This is a genomic window from Nocardia sp. PLKS1-43 (assembly GCF_059510335.1).
Window position 1 is genome coordinate 103,985 of the sequence record NZ_JCAJZQ010000018.1, and the last position, 17,487, is coordinate 121,471.

Below are 17,487 nucleotides of genomic sequence, written 5' to 3' on the forward strand. Positions count from 1 at the left end.
ATGAGGTCCAGGAAATGACTATCGATATGCCCTCGCGCGATCGGAAGTGGTCGCTGCGATGACGAATTCGATTCCGGACGAGCAGGATCGCGTCGCGGTGGTCACCGGCGCCGGGCGGGGGATCGGGGCCGCGATCGCGCGCCGCCTGGCTGCCGACGGATTCGCGGTGGCCGTGAACTATTCGACGAGCGAGGGACCGGCGCAGGAGGTCGTGGACAAGATCGTCGCCGGCGGCGGCCGGGCTGTGGCGATCCGCGCCGACGTCGGTGATTCCGCCCAGGCCACGAGCTTGATCGAGCAGGCCACCGCCGAACTCGGCGCACCGACCGTGCTGGTCAACAACGCCGGAATGAACCTGTTCGGTTCGGCGCGGCAGCAGTCGCCGCAAGACTGGGACCGGGTGATCGGCGTCAACCTCAGCGGCGCGTTCTACTGCACCCACGCGGCCCTGCCCGCGATGTACGAGAAAGGCTGGGGCCGGGTCGTTTTCGTCACCAGCCCGTCGGGCGGGCGACGGCCCTCACCGGGGATGAGCGCCTATGCGGCCGCGAAGTCGGGCCTGGCGGGGATGACTCGGGCGATGGCGCAGGAAGTGGCGCGGCGCGGCGTGACGGTCAACGCGGTCATGCCCGGTTTCGTCGAGACCGACATCATCGCCTCGGGCGGATCGAAGGCGGCGGAGACCCTGTCCGCGACCTGGCCGAGCATTCCGCCCGAATCCATCGCGGCCACGGTGTCCTTCCTGGTGAGTGATGACGGGAAGCACGTCTCCGGTGAGGAGGTCGGCGTCTGGCTGGGCGGGCCGGTCGGCATCTGAGTCCGGCCGCCCGGTGCGGGGTGGGCGATCGCGAATCGCGACCGCCACCCTCCGCGCCGGGCGCGGCGCGCTCAGTCCGGGCGGCGGCTGCTCGCGGTGGCGTCGGCCTCGGCGCGGTAGTTCGACGGCCAGCCCCTGCCGAGGGTCAGCCCGCCGTCCACGACGAGGTTCTGACCGGTGACGAACGAGGCCGCGTCGGAGACGAGATAGGCGATCGCCCCGGCGATGTCGTCGCCCTCGCCCGCTCGCGGAATCGGCTGGAAGGTGCGCAATCCCTGGCGGACGTTGTCGATGCTGGCATCGAGGGCGTCGCCCTCGAGACCCGCGCCGTGCCCCTGGATCCGGGTGGCGACACCACCGGGTGTCACGGCGTTGACCCGGACGCCCAGCGGTGCGAGTTCCCTTGCGGCACTGCGGGTCATCTGCAGGATCGCGGCCTTGGACGCGCCGTAGGGATGCGGGCCGAATCCGGTCCGCACGCCCGCCACCGAGGAGATGTTCACGATCGCGCCGGAGCCCTGTTGGCGCATGACCCGGACGGCGTGTTTGGTGCCCAGGAACGCGCTGCGGGCCAGGACCGCGAACGTGGCGTCCCATTCTTCGAGCGTGATGTCCTCGATGTAGGTCCACGCGCCGACCCGCCCGGCGTTGTTCACCATGGCGTCCAGCCGTCCGAACCGCTCGGTCGCGATACGGATCGCCGCGGCGAAGTCCTCCTCGCGGGTGACGTCGGCGTGCTGGTAGAGGCCGTTCTCGCCGAGTTCGGCGGCCACGGCCTCGCCGCGGGCGTCGTCGACGTCGGTGACCACCACCCGCGCGCCGGACCGTGCCAGCAGCGCGCACGTCGCGGCACCGATCCCGCTCGCGCCGCCGGTCACCACGGCCACCTTGCCATCCAGTTCCATCATCTTCACCAGTCTTTCGATTCCGCTCCGACCTTGAGTTATTAATCTAAAGGTATTAGCTTTATGGTCTACGGTAAAGCCCCTTGGGCAACCCGTCGCCGACGATTCGAGGAAGTCCGACACATGTCCGATGTGATCCAGACCGAGCGTCCCCGCCCCGGCATCCTGCTGATCCGGATGAACCGGCCCGACGCGCTCAACGCGATGAACGCCGAACTCATCGAGGCGCTGCACACCGTGCTGGCCGAGGTGCGCCACGATGCGGAGGTCCGGGCGATCGTCCTGACCGGCAACGGCCGCGCCTTCTGCGCCGGGCTCGACCTGCGCGGCTACGGCACCCCGCCCGACGCGTCCGAGGGGGAGGGCCGAGCCCAGGCGGGATTACGCGTGCAACAGCACATCGCTTCGCTGGTCGAGGCGTTCCGTGGGACGCGCGCGCCGGTGATCGCCGCAGTCAACGGCGCGGCGGCGGGCGGCGGCATGGCGCTGGCGCTGATGACCGACATCCGGATCATCGCCCAGGACGCGAAGTTCCACGCCTCGTTCATCCAGCGCGGGCTGTCCAATTGCGATATCGGCGTCAGCTGGCTGCTGCCCCGGATGATCGGATTCGCCAGGGCCGCGCAGATTCTGCTCACCGGGCGTTCGGTCGACGCCGCGGAGGCCGAGCGGATCGGGCTGGTGTCCTCGATCGAATCGGCTGACAACCTGCTCGACGTGGCGCTGGACACCGCGGAGGCGATCGCCCGCAACAGCCCGTTCGGGGTCTGGATGACCAAGGAGGTGATGTGGTCCAACCTCGAGGTGCCGAGCCTGCGCGCGGCGATCGACTTGGAGAACCGGACCCAGATCCTGGCCTCCACCACCCGCGACCATCGCGAAGCGGTGCACTCCTTCCTCGAGAAGCGCCCGCCGGTCTACCGCAATCACTGACAGGACAACAGCTTTGACGACAGCAACGAACGGCGGGTGGATACGGTGAAGGTCGGTGTGATGGCCGGATACTGGGGTTCGCACCCGCCCCGGCGGATGGAACAGACCATCGCCGAGGCCGAGGCGTCGGGCGTGGACAGCTTCTGGACCGCGGAGTCCTACGGCTCGGACGCGCTCACGCCGCTGGCCTGGTGGGGCGCGCGGACCAGCCGCATCGCGCTGGGGACCTCGGTGTGCCAGATCTCCGCGCGCACGCCCACGGCGCTGGCGATGGCCGCCCAGACCATCGACCATCTCAGCGGCGGGCGGCTGATCCTGGGCATCGGCGCGTCCGGGCCGCAGGTGGTCGAGGGCTGGTACGGCCAGCCCTATCCGCGTCCGCTGGAACGCACCCGCGAATACGTCTCGATCATGCGGTCGGTGTGGCGGCGCGATGAGCCGGTCACGTTCGAGGGCAAGCAATTTCAGCTGCCCTACCAGGGTGGAACCGGTCTGGGCAAGCCGCTGAAGTCCATCGTGCATCCGCTGCGCTCGGATATCCCGGTCTACATGGGAGCCGAGGGACCGAAGAACGTCGCGCTGGCCGCGGAGATCGCCGACGGCTGGACGCCGCTGTGGTTCTCGCCCAAGACCGACGACTTCTACCGCGCTGCCCTGGCCGAGGGGTTCGCCCGCGAGGGCGCGCGCCGCACCGCCGCGGACTTCGAGGTGGCGAATGTGTGCTGGCTGTCCGAGGACGAGGACGTCGAGCGCGCGGCCGCACGCCTCAAACCGGTCGTGGCGCTGTACGCGGGCGGCATGGGCGCCAAGGGGGCGAATTTCCACAACGACGTGTTCGTCCGGATGGGCTGGGGCGAGGCGTGCGCCGAGATCCAGCGGCTCTATCTGGCCGGACGCGCCGACCTGGCCGCCCAGGCGGTGCCCACCGCGATGGTGGAGGACGTCGCGCTCGTCGGTCCCGTCGACAAGATCTGTGCGGACATCGTGAAACGCTGGAAGCCAACGGTTCTGACCACGCTCATTCTCGGCGGCTGGCCCAAGCCGCAGTCGCGGGAACGGATCCTCGAGGCGGTGCGGTCATGAGCCTGGATCCCCGGACCCCGATCCTGGTCGGCGGCGGCCAGATCAACGAGCGGGACGGCGCGCGCGAACCGGTCGCGCTGATCGCCGACGCGGCCGCCCGCGCCGCGGCCGAGGCGGGCAGTACCCGTCTGCTCGAACTCGTGGACTCGGTGCGGATCGTCGGGCTGCTCTCGTGGCGGTATCGCGATCCGGGCGCGCTGGTCGGCTCCTGGATCGGGGCCACGCCCCGGCACACCGGCTACACCGGCAGCGGCGGCAGCACGCCGCAGGTGCTGGTCAACCAGGCCGCGGAAGATATCCAGGCCGGGCGCAGCGATGTCGTGCTGATCGGCGGCGCGGAATCCTGGCGTACGCGAATGGCCTTGCGCGCGCGGGGATTGCGTCCGCACTGGACGGTGCAGGACGAGTCGGTTCCGGCGGCGCCGATGCTCGTCCCCGAGGTCCCGATGCAGTCCGACGCCGAGCGGCGCGCCGGGCTGGACCGGCCCGCCTACATCTACCCGCTGTTCGAACAGGCGTTGCGCATCTCGGCGGGACGCTCGATCGATAAGCACCGCGGAGTGATCGGCGCGCTGTGGGCCCGCTTCAGCGAGGTCGCCGCGACCAACCCGTTCGCGTGGACCCAGCGGGCCTACACCGCCTCGGAGATCATCGCCCCCGGCGAGAGCAACCGGCAGATCACCTCGCTCTACACCAAACTGCTGAACTCGAACAACATGGTCGAGCAGGGCGCGGCGGTGCTGATGTGTTCGGTGGAAACGGCTGAGCGACTGGGGATTTCGCGGAACAACTGGGTGTTCCCGCAGGCGGGTACCGAGGCGCACGACACCTACGACATCGCCGAACGCGGTGCGCTGGACCGTTCGCCCGCGATCCGGCACGCGGGTGCGCGGGTGCTCGAGCTGGCGGGTGTCGGCATGGACGATATCGCCCACATCGACGTGTACTCCTGCTTCCCGTCCGCGGTCCAGGTCGCCGCGCAGGAACTGGGCCTTCCCACCGACGATCCCGACCGCCCGCTCACGGTGACCGGCGGACTCACCTTCGCCGGCGGGCCGTGGAACAACTACAGCACGCATGGGATCGCGACGCTGGCCACCCGGTTGCGGCAGTCGCCGGGCGACTACGGACTGCTCACCGCCAACGGCGGCTATCTGACCAAGCACGCGTTCGGGGTGTATCGCACCGAACCGCCCAAGGAGGCGTTCCGCCGCGTCGACGTGCAGGAGCAGGTGGACCGCGAACCCACCGTCCGCGCGCATCCGGACTACGCGGGCCCGGCGGTGTCCGAGTCGTGGACGGTCGTCTACGACCGATCGGGCGAACCGGAACTCGGGTTCCTGGCCGCGCGTACGCCCGACGGCGGACGCACGCTCGCCTCGACGCGTGACGCCGACGCTCTCGCCCGGCTGGCGAGCACGGAGGAAGCCGACGAGCCGGTCGTGGTCGGGGCCGAGGGCGAGTTCCGATTCGCCGAGGACTGACCGGGTATCGCACCTGGTCACGGTCTGGGATTGACCGAATAAACCTAAAGCCTTAAGGTAAAAATACCGGCGACGCACGCCGTCACCTGGGAAGCGAGGAGAACTCGAATGTCTGATCAAGACTTCCGCGAACTGTACGAGCGGCACGTCGGCAAGGTCGCCAGCGGCGATTTCAAGGGCGCCCTGGCCGATATGGTGCAGGAGAACATCCCCGCGGTGTTCGAGGGCGTGACCGTCCCGCGCGGCACGGTGAACAGCTTCCGGATCCAGGACGTGCGTGCCGAGGGCGGCAAGCAGATCGGGGAGACCGTCTACGACACGCCCAAGGGCGTGATCGGCCTGCGCTCGATCTGGGAACTGCACGACGGCGTCTGGAAGGCCGCCGGGCTGCAGAACTTCCCGGTGTCCGGGGAAACGGCATGAGCGAGACGCCGACCCTCGAACTATCGTGGGGGCCCGCCGCCGACGGCCTGGACCAGCCCTACTGGGACGGCCTGGCCGAAGGTGAGCTGCGGTTGCAGCGGTGCGGCAACTGCCGGGAGTGGATCTGGGGCCCGCAGTGGATCTGCGGGACCTGCCACACCTTCGATCCGCTCTGGGAGCGGGTCGAGCCGGTCGGCACCGTCTACGCCTGGGCGCGCAGCCATTACCCCTTCATCACCGAACTGGCCGACCGGGTGCCGTACGTGACGGTGCTGGTGGAACTGCCGGGAGCCGGAAACCGAAGGGTGCTGGGCCTTCTTGTGGACGAAGCGCCCGAGAACGTGCGGATCGGCGACAGCGTCGCCGGACATATCGAACTCGATCCCGGAGCGACGTGGCCCCTGCTGCGGTGGCGCCGCGTCGATGCGGAAGGAGTGCGGGCATGAACCCGACGTTGCGCGGCGCGGCCGCGGTGGTCGGTACAGCCGAGTTGCACTACAAGCGCGGCCAGGCCCCGCACGGGGAGCTGCGGATGACCCTCGAGGCCATCGTCTCGGCCTGCGCGGATGCCGGAATCTCGCCGAGCGAGCTGGACGGCTTCGTCTCGTACGCGGGCGGCGGGCATGACGGCGCGATCCTCGGCGGTGCGCTCGGCGTGCGGGACGTGCGCTGGTCCAACATGATGTGGGGCGGTGGCGGCGGCACCGTCGCGGCCGCGATCAACAACGCCGCCATCGCGATCGCGACCGGCCAGGCCGAGACCGTCGTGGTGTATCGCTCTATGGCACAGGAGAATACGGGCCGCCTCGGTTACGCCAAGTATTTCTACGGGCCGCACTATCTCGCGCACGGCATCGGTTCCCCGGCACAGATCTGCGCGCTGCGCACCCAGCGGCTACTCGAACACGATGGCGTGCCCCGCGAGGCGATGCGTGCGCTGGTGCTCGCCGCCTACCGCCACGCGCAGAACAATCCGACCGCCGCGGGCTACGGCAGGCCGCTGGACGCGGAGAGCTACGAGTCCTCGCGCATGATCACCGAACCGTTCCACCTGTTCGACTGCTCACGCGAGAGCGACGGGGCGGTCGCGCTGGTCCTGGTTTCCGGTGAACGCGCCCGCAGCATCCGCCCGGACGCGGCGTACGTGCTGGCCGGAGCCCAAGGCGCACCGGGCGGATACTCCTCGCTCATCGATAATGACGATCTCTACACCAGCGCCGGATTCGCGGGCCGCGCCGGACGACCAGGAGTCGCGGAGCGGCTGTGGTCCGCGGCTGGGCTGACCCCTGACGACGTCGACGTGGTCCAGGTGTACGAGAACTTCAGCGGCCCCGCCATCGCCGCCCTGATCGACCACGGCTTCGCCCCCGCGGGCCCGGCGGCCGGGGAGATCCTCACCGCCGACAACCTCACCGCCGGAATCGGGAAGCTCCCGGTGAACACCAGCGGCGGCAATATCGCCGACAACTTCGTCAACGGTATGGGACTGGCCGTGGAAGCGGTCCGCCAGATCCGCGGCACCTCCACCAATCCCGTTCCAGGAGCACGACTCTCGCTGTTCATCGGCGGCCCGATGGCCCCGCTGGTCAGCTCCACCCTGTTCGGGCACGAAGACACCCTCTGACCCCGAGGACCGACAATGGACACCACACACGACCGGCCCACCCTGTTCATCGACGGGAACTGGACCACGCCGACCACGAACGCCGCGTACGACGTCATCGAGGCCGCCACCGAGAAGACGCTCGGCACAGCGGCATTGGGCGCCGACGCCGACATCGATGCGGCCGTGGCGGCCGCGCGCCGGGCGCTGGTCACCTGGCGTGCCCTCGACGACACCGAGCGCGCCGATCATCTCGATCGCTTCGCCGCCGCGCTGAAGTCCCGCGCCAAGCAGACCGCGGCGCTGGCCAGCCGCGAGAACGGCATGCCGATCTCGACGTCGATCAGCGTCAACGGCTACGCCCCCGCGCTGATGATCGGCTACTACGCCCGCCTGATCCGCGAGGCGACGCGGGATGATGTGCGGCCCAGCGTATTCGGCGGCCGGTCGGTCGTGCGCCGGGAACCGGTCGGGGTGGTGGCCGCCATCACGCCGTGGAACTATCCGCAGTCGCTCGCGGCCATGAAGCTGGGACCCGCGCTCGCTGCGGGCTGCACCGTCGTGCTCAAGCCTTCACCCGAAACCGCCTTGGACGCTTACGTTTTCGCCGAGGCAGCGGTCGAGGCGGGACTCCCACCCGGTGTGCTGAACATCGTGCCCGCCGACCGGGAGGCCGGGGCGTATCTGGTCGAACACCCGGGCGTGGACAAGGTGGCGTTCACCGGATCCACCCCGGCCGGGCGGGCGATCGGCGAGGTGTGCGGCCGGTTGCTGCGTCCGGTGACGCTGGAGCTCGGCGGCAAATCGGCGTCCATCGTGACCACCGACGCCGATCTCGACGAGTTCGCGGCCAAGCTGCTCGAGGTCTCGCTGGTGAACAACGGCCAGACCTGCCATGCCGGCACCCGGATCCTCGCGCCGCGTTCGCGGTACGACGAGGTGGTCGAGGTCGTCACCGAGACGGTGCGCTCGCTGAATATCGGCGATCCGCTGGACCGGGCCACCCAGATCGGCCCGCTGGTCAGCGCGGCGCAGCGCGAGCGCGTGCTGGGCTACGTCGAGTCCGGGCGCGCCGACGGCTACCGGATCACCACCGGCGGCGGCGTTCCCGAGCAGCAGCCGGTGGGCTGGTACGTCGAGCCGACCGTGTTCGAGGGGGTCGACAACGCCGCGCGCATCGCGCAGGAGGAGATCTTCGGCCCGGTGCTGACCATCACGCCGTTCGAGACCGAGGACGTGGCGATCGCCATCGCCAACGACTCGCTGTACGGCCTGGGCGGCACGGTGTGGACCACCGACGAGGAGCGCGGTCTGGCCATCGCCGATCGCGTCGAGAGCGGCAGCTTCGGCGTCAACCACTATCTGCTGGATCTGGATGCCCCGTTCGGCGGCGTCAAGTCCTCCGGTCTGGGCCGCGAACTCGGACCGGAGGGAATCGCGCCGTACTACCGCACCAAATCGGTGTATTTCGGCACCCGCTGAAGCGCCGGACACCGACCGAACGGAGCCAACGATGACACTTCCGCTGGAGGGCACCCGCGTCCTGGACCTCACCGATGGTCTGGGCGAATCCTGCGGCCGGTATCTGGCCGATCTCGGTGCGGAGGTGATCCGCGTCGAACCGCCCGGGGGATCGCGCTCGCGCGCGAGCGCTCCGACGGTCGCCGGGACGAGTATCGCGTTCGCACTGCGCAATGCCAACAAACTCGGCATCACTGTCGACCTGGCCACCGCGGCCGGGGTCGAGCGGTTCCGGGAGCTGGCCCGCGGCGCGGACATCGTCGTGGAATCGGCCGCGCCGGGACGCCTCGCCGAACTCGGTGTGAGCGCGGCCGAGATACGTTCCGCCGTACCGGGTCTGGTATGGACCTCGATCACCGGCTTCGGGCAGACCGGGCCCTACCGGGAGTGGGTGGCCACCGAACAGGTGCTGTACGCGCTGTCCGGTGTGCTGTCCCGCTCCGGCGCTCCCGGTGCCGACCCGCTGTTGCCGCCCGCGGGCCTGGTCGAGGAAACCGTCGGCGCGCACGCGGTGTGGGCGACCCTGCTCGCCTACCGCCGCCGACTGGAGACGGGACGCGGTGAGACGGTCGATGTCTCGGCCTTCGAAGCGGTGGTGCACGGCTTCGATCCGGGCTTCGGCACCCAGGGCTCCGCCGCCGCCGGACGTTCGGAGGACTTCCCGCGCGGGCGGCCCAACGCCGCGGACTTCTATCCCGTGTTCGCCTGCAAGGACGGGCACGTGCGAATCTGCCTGCTGGCCAAGCGGCAGTGGCGGGGCATGTTCGAATGGCTCGGCGAGCCGGCCGAATTCGCCGACCCGAAATACGACACGATCCCCGCGCGGTTCGCGGCCGCCGACCGGCTCCACCCGCTGATCGGCGAGCTGTTCGCCACGCAGACGCAGGCCGAGCTGGTCGAGCAGGGCGCGCGTCGCGGTGTGCCGGTCGGCGGGGTGCACACCCTGGCCGAAGTGCTGGCCACGCCGCATTTCGCGGCTTCGGGCGCACTCGTGGAAGCCGAGATCGTGCCGGGGACGCGCGCGAAAGTGCCCTCGGGGTACGTCGGATTCGGGGGTGTGCGAGCCGGAATCCGCACGCGCGCACCGCAACCCGGCGAACACGACAAGATCGTGCCGCCGCGGGGCCCGGCCGCGAACGCGGGTACCGGCGACCCCTCGGCCGCGCCGCTGGCCGGTCTGCGGGTGCTGGATCTGGGTGTGATCGTCTTCGGCGCGGAACTCAGCAGGCAGTTCGCCGACTACGGCGCGGACGTCATCAAGATCGAGAACGCGAACTTCCCGGACGGTCTGCGCCAATCCAAACGCGGTGCGGCCCTGGCCGCCTCGGTCGCGTGGGGGCACCGCAACAAGCGGAGCCTGGGCGTGGACCTGCGGCGGCCGGAGGGCGCGAAGCTGTTCCGGCGGCTGGCCGCCGAGGCGGATGTGGTGCTGGCCAACTTCAAGCCGGGCACCCTCGCGGCCATGGGGTTCTCCTACGAATCCCTGGCCGAGATCAATCCGGGCATCGTGGTGTCCGAATCGAGCGCCTTCGGCGCGACCGGGCCGTGGCACACCCGGCTGGGCTACGGCCCGCTGGTCCGCGCCTCGTGCGGGGTGTCGGCGCTGTGGCGCTATCCGGACAACGCGGAACTGCTGTGCGACGGACAGACCGTCTACCCGGACCACATCGCCGCGCACATCACCGCCGGTGCGGTGCTGGCCGCGCTGATCGCCCGGCGCCGCAGCGGCCGGGGCGCGAACATTCAAGTGGCACAGGCCGATACCGCGCTCGTTCAACTTGGCACCCAGCTCGTCGCCGAGGGCCTGGAACCGGGATCGGTGGTGGCGCCGGGCAACGCGGATCCGTACTGCGCGCCCAGCGGCGTCTACCCCTGCGCCGGTGACGACGAATGGTGCGTGGTGACCGTCGCCGACGACGCGCAGTGGCGGAACCTGTGCGAGGTCACGGGCCGCGGCGACCTCGCCGACGACGACCGCTTCTCGACTGTGGCGCAACGGATCCGGCACCGCGACGAACTGGACGCCGCACTGTCCGGGTGGACGCGCACGCGGGATCCGCAGCAGGCGGCCGCCGCGTTGCAGGCCGCCGGTGTTCCGGCGGGCCCGATGCTGCGACTGCCGCAGTTGCTCACCGACCCGCACCTGACCGCCCGCGAGACCTACACCCTCGTCGAGCACGACCTGCTGACCACGGATCTGCCCGCGACGGCCCGTGCCGCGCGGTTCGCGGAGATCGCCGACCCGCCGGTCCGCCAGGCTCCGCTACCGGGCCAGCAGACGCGGGAGATCTGTGCCGAGCTGCTCGGCATGTCCGCGGCGGAGATCGACGCACTGGTTCGCGACGGAGTTCTGCAACCACCGGCCGATGATCCGGCGCTGGTTGCCGAAACCGCAGAAAAACTACAGTAGATAGATTTATCCTGGCAAATCTATGACCTGTCGAGTATCGATAGGCCATAGGTTTGCTTTGGCATATGTGCAGGTAGACGCTCGATGGATCGTCAAGATTAAGTGACACACGATATAAATGACGATATCTGTCAGTTGTTGACCTGCAGGCTTTCGGACGCTACGGTGGTGTGACGCCATTCACAGCCGCTCGGCATGGCCGAGCCGGGTCCACGGTCGACGCGAACCGCTGCGCACGGTTCCGCCTTGACTTCCCGGGCATTCCCGCGACGAATCCGGCGGGCGTTCGGAAACGTCAGTTAGAGAAGGAATTTCATGAAACGTCTCGAAGGCAAAGTCGCTTTCATCACCGGTGTCGCGCGTGGGCAGGGGCGGTCGCACGCCGTGCGCCTGGCGCAGGAGGGCGCGGCGATCGTCGGCATGGACATCTGCGCGCAGATCCCGTCGGTGTTCTATCCGATGGCCACCGAGGAGGACCTCGCCGAGACCACCCGCCTGGTCAAGGAGGCCGGTGGGCGGATCGTCACCACGATCGGCGACGTGCGCGACCGGACCGACGTGCAGCGGGCCTACGACGCGGGCGTGCAGCAGTTCGGATTCGTCGACATCGTGGTCGCCAACGCGGGCATCATGCCGGTGATCGACCAGGGCAGCGAACCGCAGGCGTGGCACGACGCCGTCGACACCATGCTCACCGGCGTGTGGCACACCCTCGAGGTCGCCTCCCCGCCGATGGTCGAGCGCGGCCAGGGCGGCTCCATCACCATCACCAGCTCGGCGGCCGGACTGACGAGCATGGGCCTGAACACCTTTCCCGGCCAGGCGGGCTACTCCGCCGCCAAGCACGGTGTCGTCGGGCTGATGCGGCTGTACTCCAAGCAGCTGGCCAAGCACTTCATCCGGGTCAACACGATCCACCCGACCGGCGTGAACACCCCGATGGTCGCCAACGCCGAATACGGCGCGTTCGTGAACTCCCACCCCGAGGTCGCCAACGACGAGGCATACAAGAACCCGATGCCGGTGGAGCTGATCGAGGCGATCGACATCAGCAACGCCCTGGCCTTCCTGGCCTCCGACGAAGCCCGATACATCACCGGAGTCACGCTGCCCGTCGACGCCGGCTACAACAACCGCTGAAGGGGATATCTCGATGACCACCACCGACACCGCTGTCGCCACACCGGCGGTCGCCGACCGCGAACAGGTCTTCATCGGAGGCCGCTGGGTCGATTCGACCGGCGAGGAGTGGATCGATCTGATCGACTCCTGGACCGAGCAGCGTGCCGCCCGGATCCGCAGCGCCACAACCGAAGACGTCGCCCGCGCGGTCACCGCGGCGCGGCGCAGTTTCGATTCCGGCGTCTGGTCGGGCAAGACCATGGCCGAACGAGCCGACGTGATCGACGAGATCGGCACCCGGCTCGAGCAGCGCATCGATGAGCTCACCCCCATCGGCGTCCTCGAGGTCGGCGTCCCGGTCACCGTCAGCGGCATGACCCAGCAGATGAGCGCGGGACTGTTCCACGCGGTGGCCGCCGAGGCGCGCGCGTTCGAACAGCGCGAGGACCGCGTCCGCGCGGACGGCGGGGTCTCCCGGATCCTGCGCGAGCCCACCGGCGTCGTCGCGGCGATCATTCCGTGGAACGGCCCGATCGGCACCATCGCCTTCAAGGTCGCTCCGGCCCTGGCCGCGGGCTGTTCGGTCATTCTGAAGGGCGCGCCGGACGCGCCGCTGTCACCGGCGGTGTTCGCCGACGTGATCGCCGAACTCGTCGCGGAGGGCCGCCTGCCCGAGGGCGTGGTCAGCGTGCTGATCGCCGATCGCGAGGTCTCCGAGACCCTGGTCACCAATCCGGACGTCGACCACATCACCTTCACCGGTTCCACGGCGGCCGGGCGGCGCATCGCAGCCCTGGCCAGCGACCGGATCGCCCGCGTCTCACTGGAATTGGGCGGGAAGTCCGCGGCGATCGTGCTGGACGACGCCGATCTGAACCACGTCCTGCAGTCCCTGCCGATGGGCGGCTGCATGCAGTCCGGCCAGGCGTGTATCGCCCTGACCAGGGTGCTGGTCTCGCGGCAGCGGCACGACGAGGTGGTCGGGGCGCTGGCGGCCGCCTACGGGGCGCTGCCGATCGGCAATCCGTGGGAGCCGCAGAACTTCCTGGGGCCGCTGGCCGGTGCGCGGCACCGCGACCGGGTGCAGGGCTATATCGACACCGCCGTCGCGGACGGCGCGCGGATCGTGGTCGGGGGAGCGGCTCCCGAGGGCGTCTCGCAGGGCTACTTCGTGGCGCCGACCCTGCTCGACGGCGTGCGCAACGATATGCGCATCGCCCAGGAGGAGGTGTTCGGTCCGGTCATCTCGGTGATCACCTACGAGGACGAGGACGAGGCCGTCGCGATCGCCAACGACTCGGTCTACGGCCTGTCCGGCGCGGTCTACACCGAGGATCTGGACCGGGGTTACGCTCTGGCGCAACGGATTCGGACCGGAACCGTGAGCGTGAACGGTGCGGTGATGGACTTCACCCTGCCGTTCGGCGGTTACAAGCAGTCCGGCGCCGGTCGCGAGGGCGGCGTCGAGGGGCTCGAGGAGTTCTTCGAGATCAAGACGGTGCACATGCCCGCTCCGGCGCAGTAGGCGGATCTCGCGGATATCGAACTGCCGGTGCCCGGTCGGATTACCGACCGGGCACCGGCAGTTGCGTTTCGGATCGTACGGAGCTGATGCGGTCGGATTCCGGTGGAGCGCGGACCTCGGACCGGTCGCCTACACCGCGGGGACTGCGGCGTCGTCCGAGTGTTCGGCGGACCGCGAATTCTCGTGCCGCATCACGCCGTACAGGAAACTGCGGACCATCTCCTCGTACAGGCCCTTGGAGGTCAACGTGTTCTCCGCGAGCGCGCGAGCCAGGACCGGCTGCGAGCCGGGATCGACATTGGGGAAGATCGTGCTGCGGGTACTGGGTCCGCGCATCGCATCGGTCAGGGCCGTGCCCAGGCTCAGGCGTTCCATGCCGTCCAGGATCTGCACATGCAGATGCGTCGGCACGCCCGATGCCTCGAGGAAACTAGCGGTCTCCTCGTAGGTGCCGATGAGCAGATCGCGCGGAAGGTATTGCAGCAGAATGGGCGCGGCGTTGGGGTGGCGCAGAATAGACCGGCGGAAATTCAGTGCCAGCTGCACGAAGAATTCGGGCCATTCCGGGCCGGGCTTGCGGCGGGGGGTGGGCCAGGCCCCGGCGATATGTCGTGCCACCGCGGCGAGGATGGCGGACCGGTCGGCGAAATGGTGATACAGCGAGGGCGCGCTGACGCCGATGTATTTGGCGAGTTTGGGCAGACTGAATCCCTCGAGACCCTCCGAGTCGATGATCTCGATGGACGCCTCTATCACTGCGGAACGGCTGATCAGAGGTTGTGAAGGTCGGGGCATCTGCGGCTTTCCAGTCGGTTCGCACCAGGTTGAACACCTGGTGCCTTCACGGTCGATGGTATCGGGTGACCGGTCCCGGACGGTGATTCACCACCGCATCGTCGAGGAATTCGAGCAGTCCCTCGGTGAGTACGTCGTTGTCGTCTCCGCCGACCATGTGCCCGGCTCCGCCCACATCGATATGACGTGCGCCGGGAATCAGCGTCAGCAGGTCGCGCACACCCTCGGAACTCACCACGTCGGATTGCGCGCCGCGAATCAGCAAGGTGGGCACGGTGATCCGGCGCGCGGCCGTGTTCGCCCACTGCTCCCGCGTCGCCGCGCGGTCGGGGGCGTTGTCGCGATGGTTGATCATGCGCGGATCCCAGTGCCAGTACCACCGGCCCTCCCGCAGGCGCATATTCTTGCGCAGCCCCTCGGGGCGCGGCGGCCGGCGCCGGTGCGGGTTGTAGGCGGCGACGGCCGCGGCGGCGGCCTCGAGCGAATCGAATCCGGCCAGCCCGTCGCGCATGAAGGTGGTAATCCGGTCGATCCCGGCGGGCTCGGATTTGGGCGTGATGTCGACCAGGACCAGCGCCCGCGCGAGGTGCGGATGACCGCCCTGGGCGAGCAGCGACGCCATTCCGCCCATCGACGCGCCGACCAGGACGACCGGACCGTCGAGTTCGGGGACCATCGCGACGACGTCACGCGCGTGCGCGATCAGCGAATAGTCGCCGTCGGCGGCCCAGTCGCTGTCGCCGTGCCCGCGCGCGTCGACGTTCACCGCGTGCCAGCCGTGCTCGGCCAGCCGTATTCCGGTGCGCTGCCAGGAATGCCTGGTCTGGCCGCCGCCGTGCAGCAGCAGAACGGTGCCGAGCGCATAGGCGCGCCGCGCCGGACGCCGGTCCGCGACGAGGGTGACGCCGTCACCGGGCAATCGGATGACGGTGGTGAGTTCGCTCATGAGTCCTCCTGCGGTCAGTGGCCGGACGTGCCGCCGTCGACGGCGAGCGTCGATCCGGTCACGTATCCGGATGCGGGTGAGGCCAGGAAGATCACCGCCGCGTCGATCTCGCGTTGCGTGCCGGTCCGGCCCAGCGAACAGTTCCGGAGGAATTCGGCCAGGGTGGCCTCGGACATCTCGCCGATCATGTCGGTTTCGACGAAGCCGGGTGCGATCGCGTTGACGCGGATGCCTTTTCGCCCGGACCACTGGTGTGACAGGTCGCGGGTCAGTCCGATCAGCCCGGCCTTGCTCGAGGCGTACGCGGCCTGCGGCAGAACGGATTTGATCAGGCCGAGCATGCTCGCGACGTTCACGATGCTGGATCCGGGTCGCATGACCCGGGCACACGCCTGCGCCGCCCAGTACGCGCCGAACAGGTTGACGTCCACGACGTTTCGGTAGTCCTGCGGGTCCTCGTGGGTGGCCGGGGCGACGTGGCTGACCCCGGCATTGTTGACCAGGATGTCCAGGCGGCCGAACTCCGCGACGGCCGCCTGCGCGAGTGCGTCGCACTGCACGGGGTCGGTGACGTCGGTCGGCACGACCAGGCACCGGCGGCCGACCGCGGTGACGGTTTCGGCGACCTGCTCGAGTTTGTCGCGGCGGCGGGCCGCGATCACGACGTCCGCGCCCCCCTCGGCCAGCGCGCGGGCGAATCCGGCCCCGAGCCCGGTACCGGCCCCGGTCACCACGGCCACCCGTCCGGTGAGTCCGAACAGGTCCAGCACCGATCCGGCGGGGTGGTCCGTGGTGTCCATGCGGTAGCTCCTGTCGCAATGCTCGGATGACTAAAATCTATAGGTTTATACATGTTATCGTGACTTCACATCAGCCGTCTAGCTGGGTATTGCACTCAGTAAACCTAATGACTTAAGATTTAGTTAAACAGTTGTTCCAGTGGACGGATAGGGTTGATGAGCGAAGATCGGACACCCCGCCGGATGCGGGTGATCGGCAAGGAGTCCGTGGCCGCCGGCGTGGTCGCGGTGACGTTGGCCGACGCCGCCGGCGGCGAGGTGCCCGAATGGGAACCCGGCGCGCACATTGATCTGGTGCTGGGCGACATCACCCGCCAGTACTCGCTGTGCGGCGATCCGGCCGATCGGCAGTCGCTGACCGTGGCGGTCCTGCACGACCCGAACGGCCGCGGCGGTTCGGCCTATGTCCACGACAAGCTCCAGGTCGGCGACCTGATCCCGATCGGCGGGCCGCGTAACGCCTTCGGCCTGTCCCCGGCCGAGTCCTACCTCTTCGTCGCCGGGGGGATCGGCATCACTCCGCTGGTGCCGATGCTGCGCGCGGTGGACGGGAACGACCGGCCGTGGCGACTGCTGTACGGCGGTCGCGCGCGCACGAGCATGGCCTTCGCCGACGATCTGGCCGCGGCTCATCCGAATCGGGTCGACGTGCGTCCCCAGGGCGAATACGGACTGCTCGACCTGGACGCGGCGCTGGACGCGCTCGCACCCGGCGCCGCGGTCTACTGCTGTGGCCCGGAGCCGCTCTTGCAGGCGATCGAAACGGCTTGCCGCACACGCGATCTGACGTTGCACGTCGAGCGTTTCACGGCGCGTGAGATCGATCCGGACGCGCCGGTGACCTCCTTCGAGGTGGAATTGGCGAGCACCGGCGAGGTGGTTACGGTCGAGGAGTCCGAATCGGTGCTCGATGCGCTCGTGCGCCGCGGTGTGAACGTCGACTTCTCCTGCCGGGAGGGCACCTGCGGGACCTGCGAGGTCGCCGTCCTGGCCGGTCGGCCCCATCATCGCGATTCCATACTGACCGAGGACGAGCGGGCCACGAACGACGCGATGATGATCTGCGTCTCCCGAAGTTGCACGCCCCGGATCGTCCTGGATCTGTAGACCACCACCCAGC

The 17,487-nt window shown here is 69.1% G+C and carries 16 protein-coding genes; 12 read left to right on the forward strand and 4 right to left on the reverse strand.

The features are described 5' to 3' along the window. Positions 1-58: 58 nt before the first annotated feature. A complete protein-coding gene (locus AC5WS7_RS37825; protein WP_495959458.1) occupies positions 59-817 on the forward strand; it encodes an SDR family oxidoreductase in 759 nt (252 codons plus the stop codon). Positions 818-888: 71 nt separating this feature from the next. Here the strand turns inward: AC5WS7_RS37825 and AC5WS7_RS37830 are convergent, their stop codons facing one another. Beyond that, the gene (locus tag AC5WS7_RS37830) at positions 889-1,725 is read right to left on the reverse strand and encodes a glucose 1-dehydrogenase (protein ID WP_495959459.1); all 837 of its coding nucleotides are present in this window, start codon (positions 1,723-1,725) and stop codon (positions 889-891) included. A gap of 120 nt (positions 1,726-1,845) precedes the next feature. Here AC5WS7_RS37830 and AC5WS7_RS37835 point away from each other — a divergent pair, with 120 nt between their 5' ends. The 10 genes from AC5WS7_RS37835 (at position 1,846) to AC5WS7_RS37880 (ending at position 13,826) form a co-directional block, all read left to right on the forward strand. Then, entirely contained in the window at positions 1,846-2,655 is an 810-nt protein-coding gene (locus AC5WS7_RS37835) for an enoyl-CoA hydratase/isomerase family protein (protein ID WP_495959460.1), read from the forward strand. Between the two features lie 45 nt (positions 2,656-2,700). After that, entirely contained in the window at positions 2,701-3,738 is a 1,038-nt protein-coding gene (locus AC5WS7_RS37840) for an LLM class F420-dependent oxidoreductase (protein ID WP_495959485.1), read from the forward strand. Further along, positions 3,735-5,222, forward strand: a complete 1,488-nt coding sequence (locus tag AC5WS7_RS37845) for an acetyl-CoA acetyltransferase (protein WP_495959461.1) — start codon at positions 3,735-3,737, stop codon at positions 5,220-5,222. The genes AC5WS7_RS37840 and AC5WS7_RS37845 overlap by 4 nt, the downstream gene beginning before the upstream one ends. Positions 5,223-5,330: 108 nt before the next feature. Then, positions 5,331-5,645 carry a hypothetical protein gene (locus tag AC5WS7_RS37850; protein WP_495959462.1) on the forward strand — a complete coding sequence of 105 codons (315 nt, stop codon included), beginning with the start codon at positions 5,331-5,333 and terminating at the stop codon, positions 5,643-5,645. Next, a complete protein-coding gene (locus AC5WS7_RS37855; RefSeq protein ID WP_495959463.1) occupies positions 5,642-6,091 on the forward strand; it encodes a Zn-ribbon domain-containing OB-fold protein in 450 nt (149 codons plus the stop codon). Before AC5WS7_RS37850 ends, AC5WS7_RS37855 begins: the two co-directional genes overlap by 4 nt. Next, on the forward strand, positions 6,088-7,269 hold the full coding sequence (locus AC5WS7_RS37860) for a thiolase C-terminal domain-containing protein (RefSeq protein ID WP_495959464.1): 1,182 nt from the start codon (positions 6,088-6,090) through the stop codon (positions 7,267-7,269). The genes AC5WS7_RS37855 and AC5WS7_RS37860 overlap by 4 nt, the downstream gene beginning before the upstream one ends. Positions 7,270-7,284: 15 nt before the next feature. Beyond that, a complete protein-coding gene (locus tag AC5WS7_RS37865) occupies positions 7,285-8,730 on the forward strand; it encodes an aldehyde dehydrogenase (protein WP_495959465.1) in 1,446 nt (481 codons plus the stop codon). A gap of 31 nt (positions 8,731-8,761) precedes the next feature. Next, positions 8,762-11,179 carry a CaiB/BaiF CoA transferase family protein gene (locus tag AC5WS7_RS37870; protein ID WP_495959466.1) on the forward strand — a complete coding sequence of 806 codons (2,418 nt, stop codon included), beginning with the start codon at positions 8,762-8,764 and terminating at the stop codon, positions 11,177-11,179. A gap of 315 nt (positions 11,180-11,494) precedes the next feature. After that, positions 11,495-12,319 (forward strand): mycofactocin-coupled SDR family oxidoreductase, encoded by an 825-nt coding sequence (locus AC5WS7_RS37875; protein ID WP_495959467.1) that lies wholly within the window; start codon positions 11,495-11,497, stop codon positions 12,317-12,319. Between the two features lie 13 nt (positions 12,320-12,332). Then, the gene (locus AC5WS7_RS37880) at positions 12,333-13,826 is read left to right on the forward strand and encodes an aldehyde dehydrogenase (RefSeq protein WP_495959468.1); all 1,494 of its coding nucleotides are present in this window, start codon (positions 12,333-12,335) and stop codon (positions 13,824-13,826) included. Between the two features lie 129 nt (positions 13,827-13,955). On the opposite strand, the gene AC5WS7_RS37885 is transcribed toward AC5WS7_RS37880, so the two are convergent. The 3 genes from AC5WS7_RS37885 to AC5WS7_RS37895 are packed head-to-tail and all read right to left on the reverse strand — an operon-like array spanning position 13,956 to position 16,367. After that, positions 13,956-14,621 (reverse strand): TetR family transcriptional regulator, encoded by a 666-nt coding sequence (locus AC5WS7_RS37885; RefSeq protein ID WP_495959469.1) that lies wholly within the window; start codon positions 14,619-14,621, stop codon positions 13,956-13,958. Between the two features lie 46 nt (positions 14,622-14,667). Continuing rightward, entirely contained in the window at positions 14,668-15,567 is a 900-nt protein-coding gene (locus AC5WS7_RS37890) for an alpha/beta fold hydrolase (RefSeq protein WP_495959470.1), read from the reverse strand. A 14-nt stretch (positions 15,568-15,581) separates the two neighbouring features. Continuing rightward, positions 15,582-16,367, reverse strand: a complete 786-nt coding sequence (locus tag AC5WS7_RS37895; protein ID WP_495959471.1) for an SDR family NAD(P)-dependent oxidoreductase — start codon at positions 16,365-16,367, stop codon at positions 15,582-15,584. 156 nt (positions 16,368-16,523) lie between these two features. On the opposite strand from AC5WS7_RS37895, the gene AC5WS7_RS37900 reads away from it, so the two are divergent. Then, a complete protein-coding gene (locus AC5WS7_RS37900) occupies positions 16,524-17,474 on the forward strand; it encodes a PDR/VanB family oxidoreductase (protein WP_495959472.1) in 951 nt (316 codons plus the stop codon). Positions 17,475-17,487 lie beyond the last annotated feature (13 nt).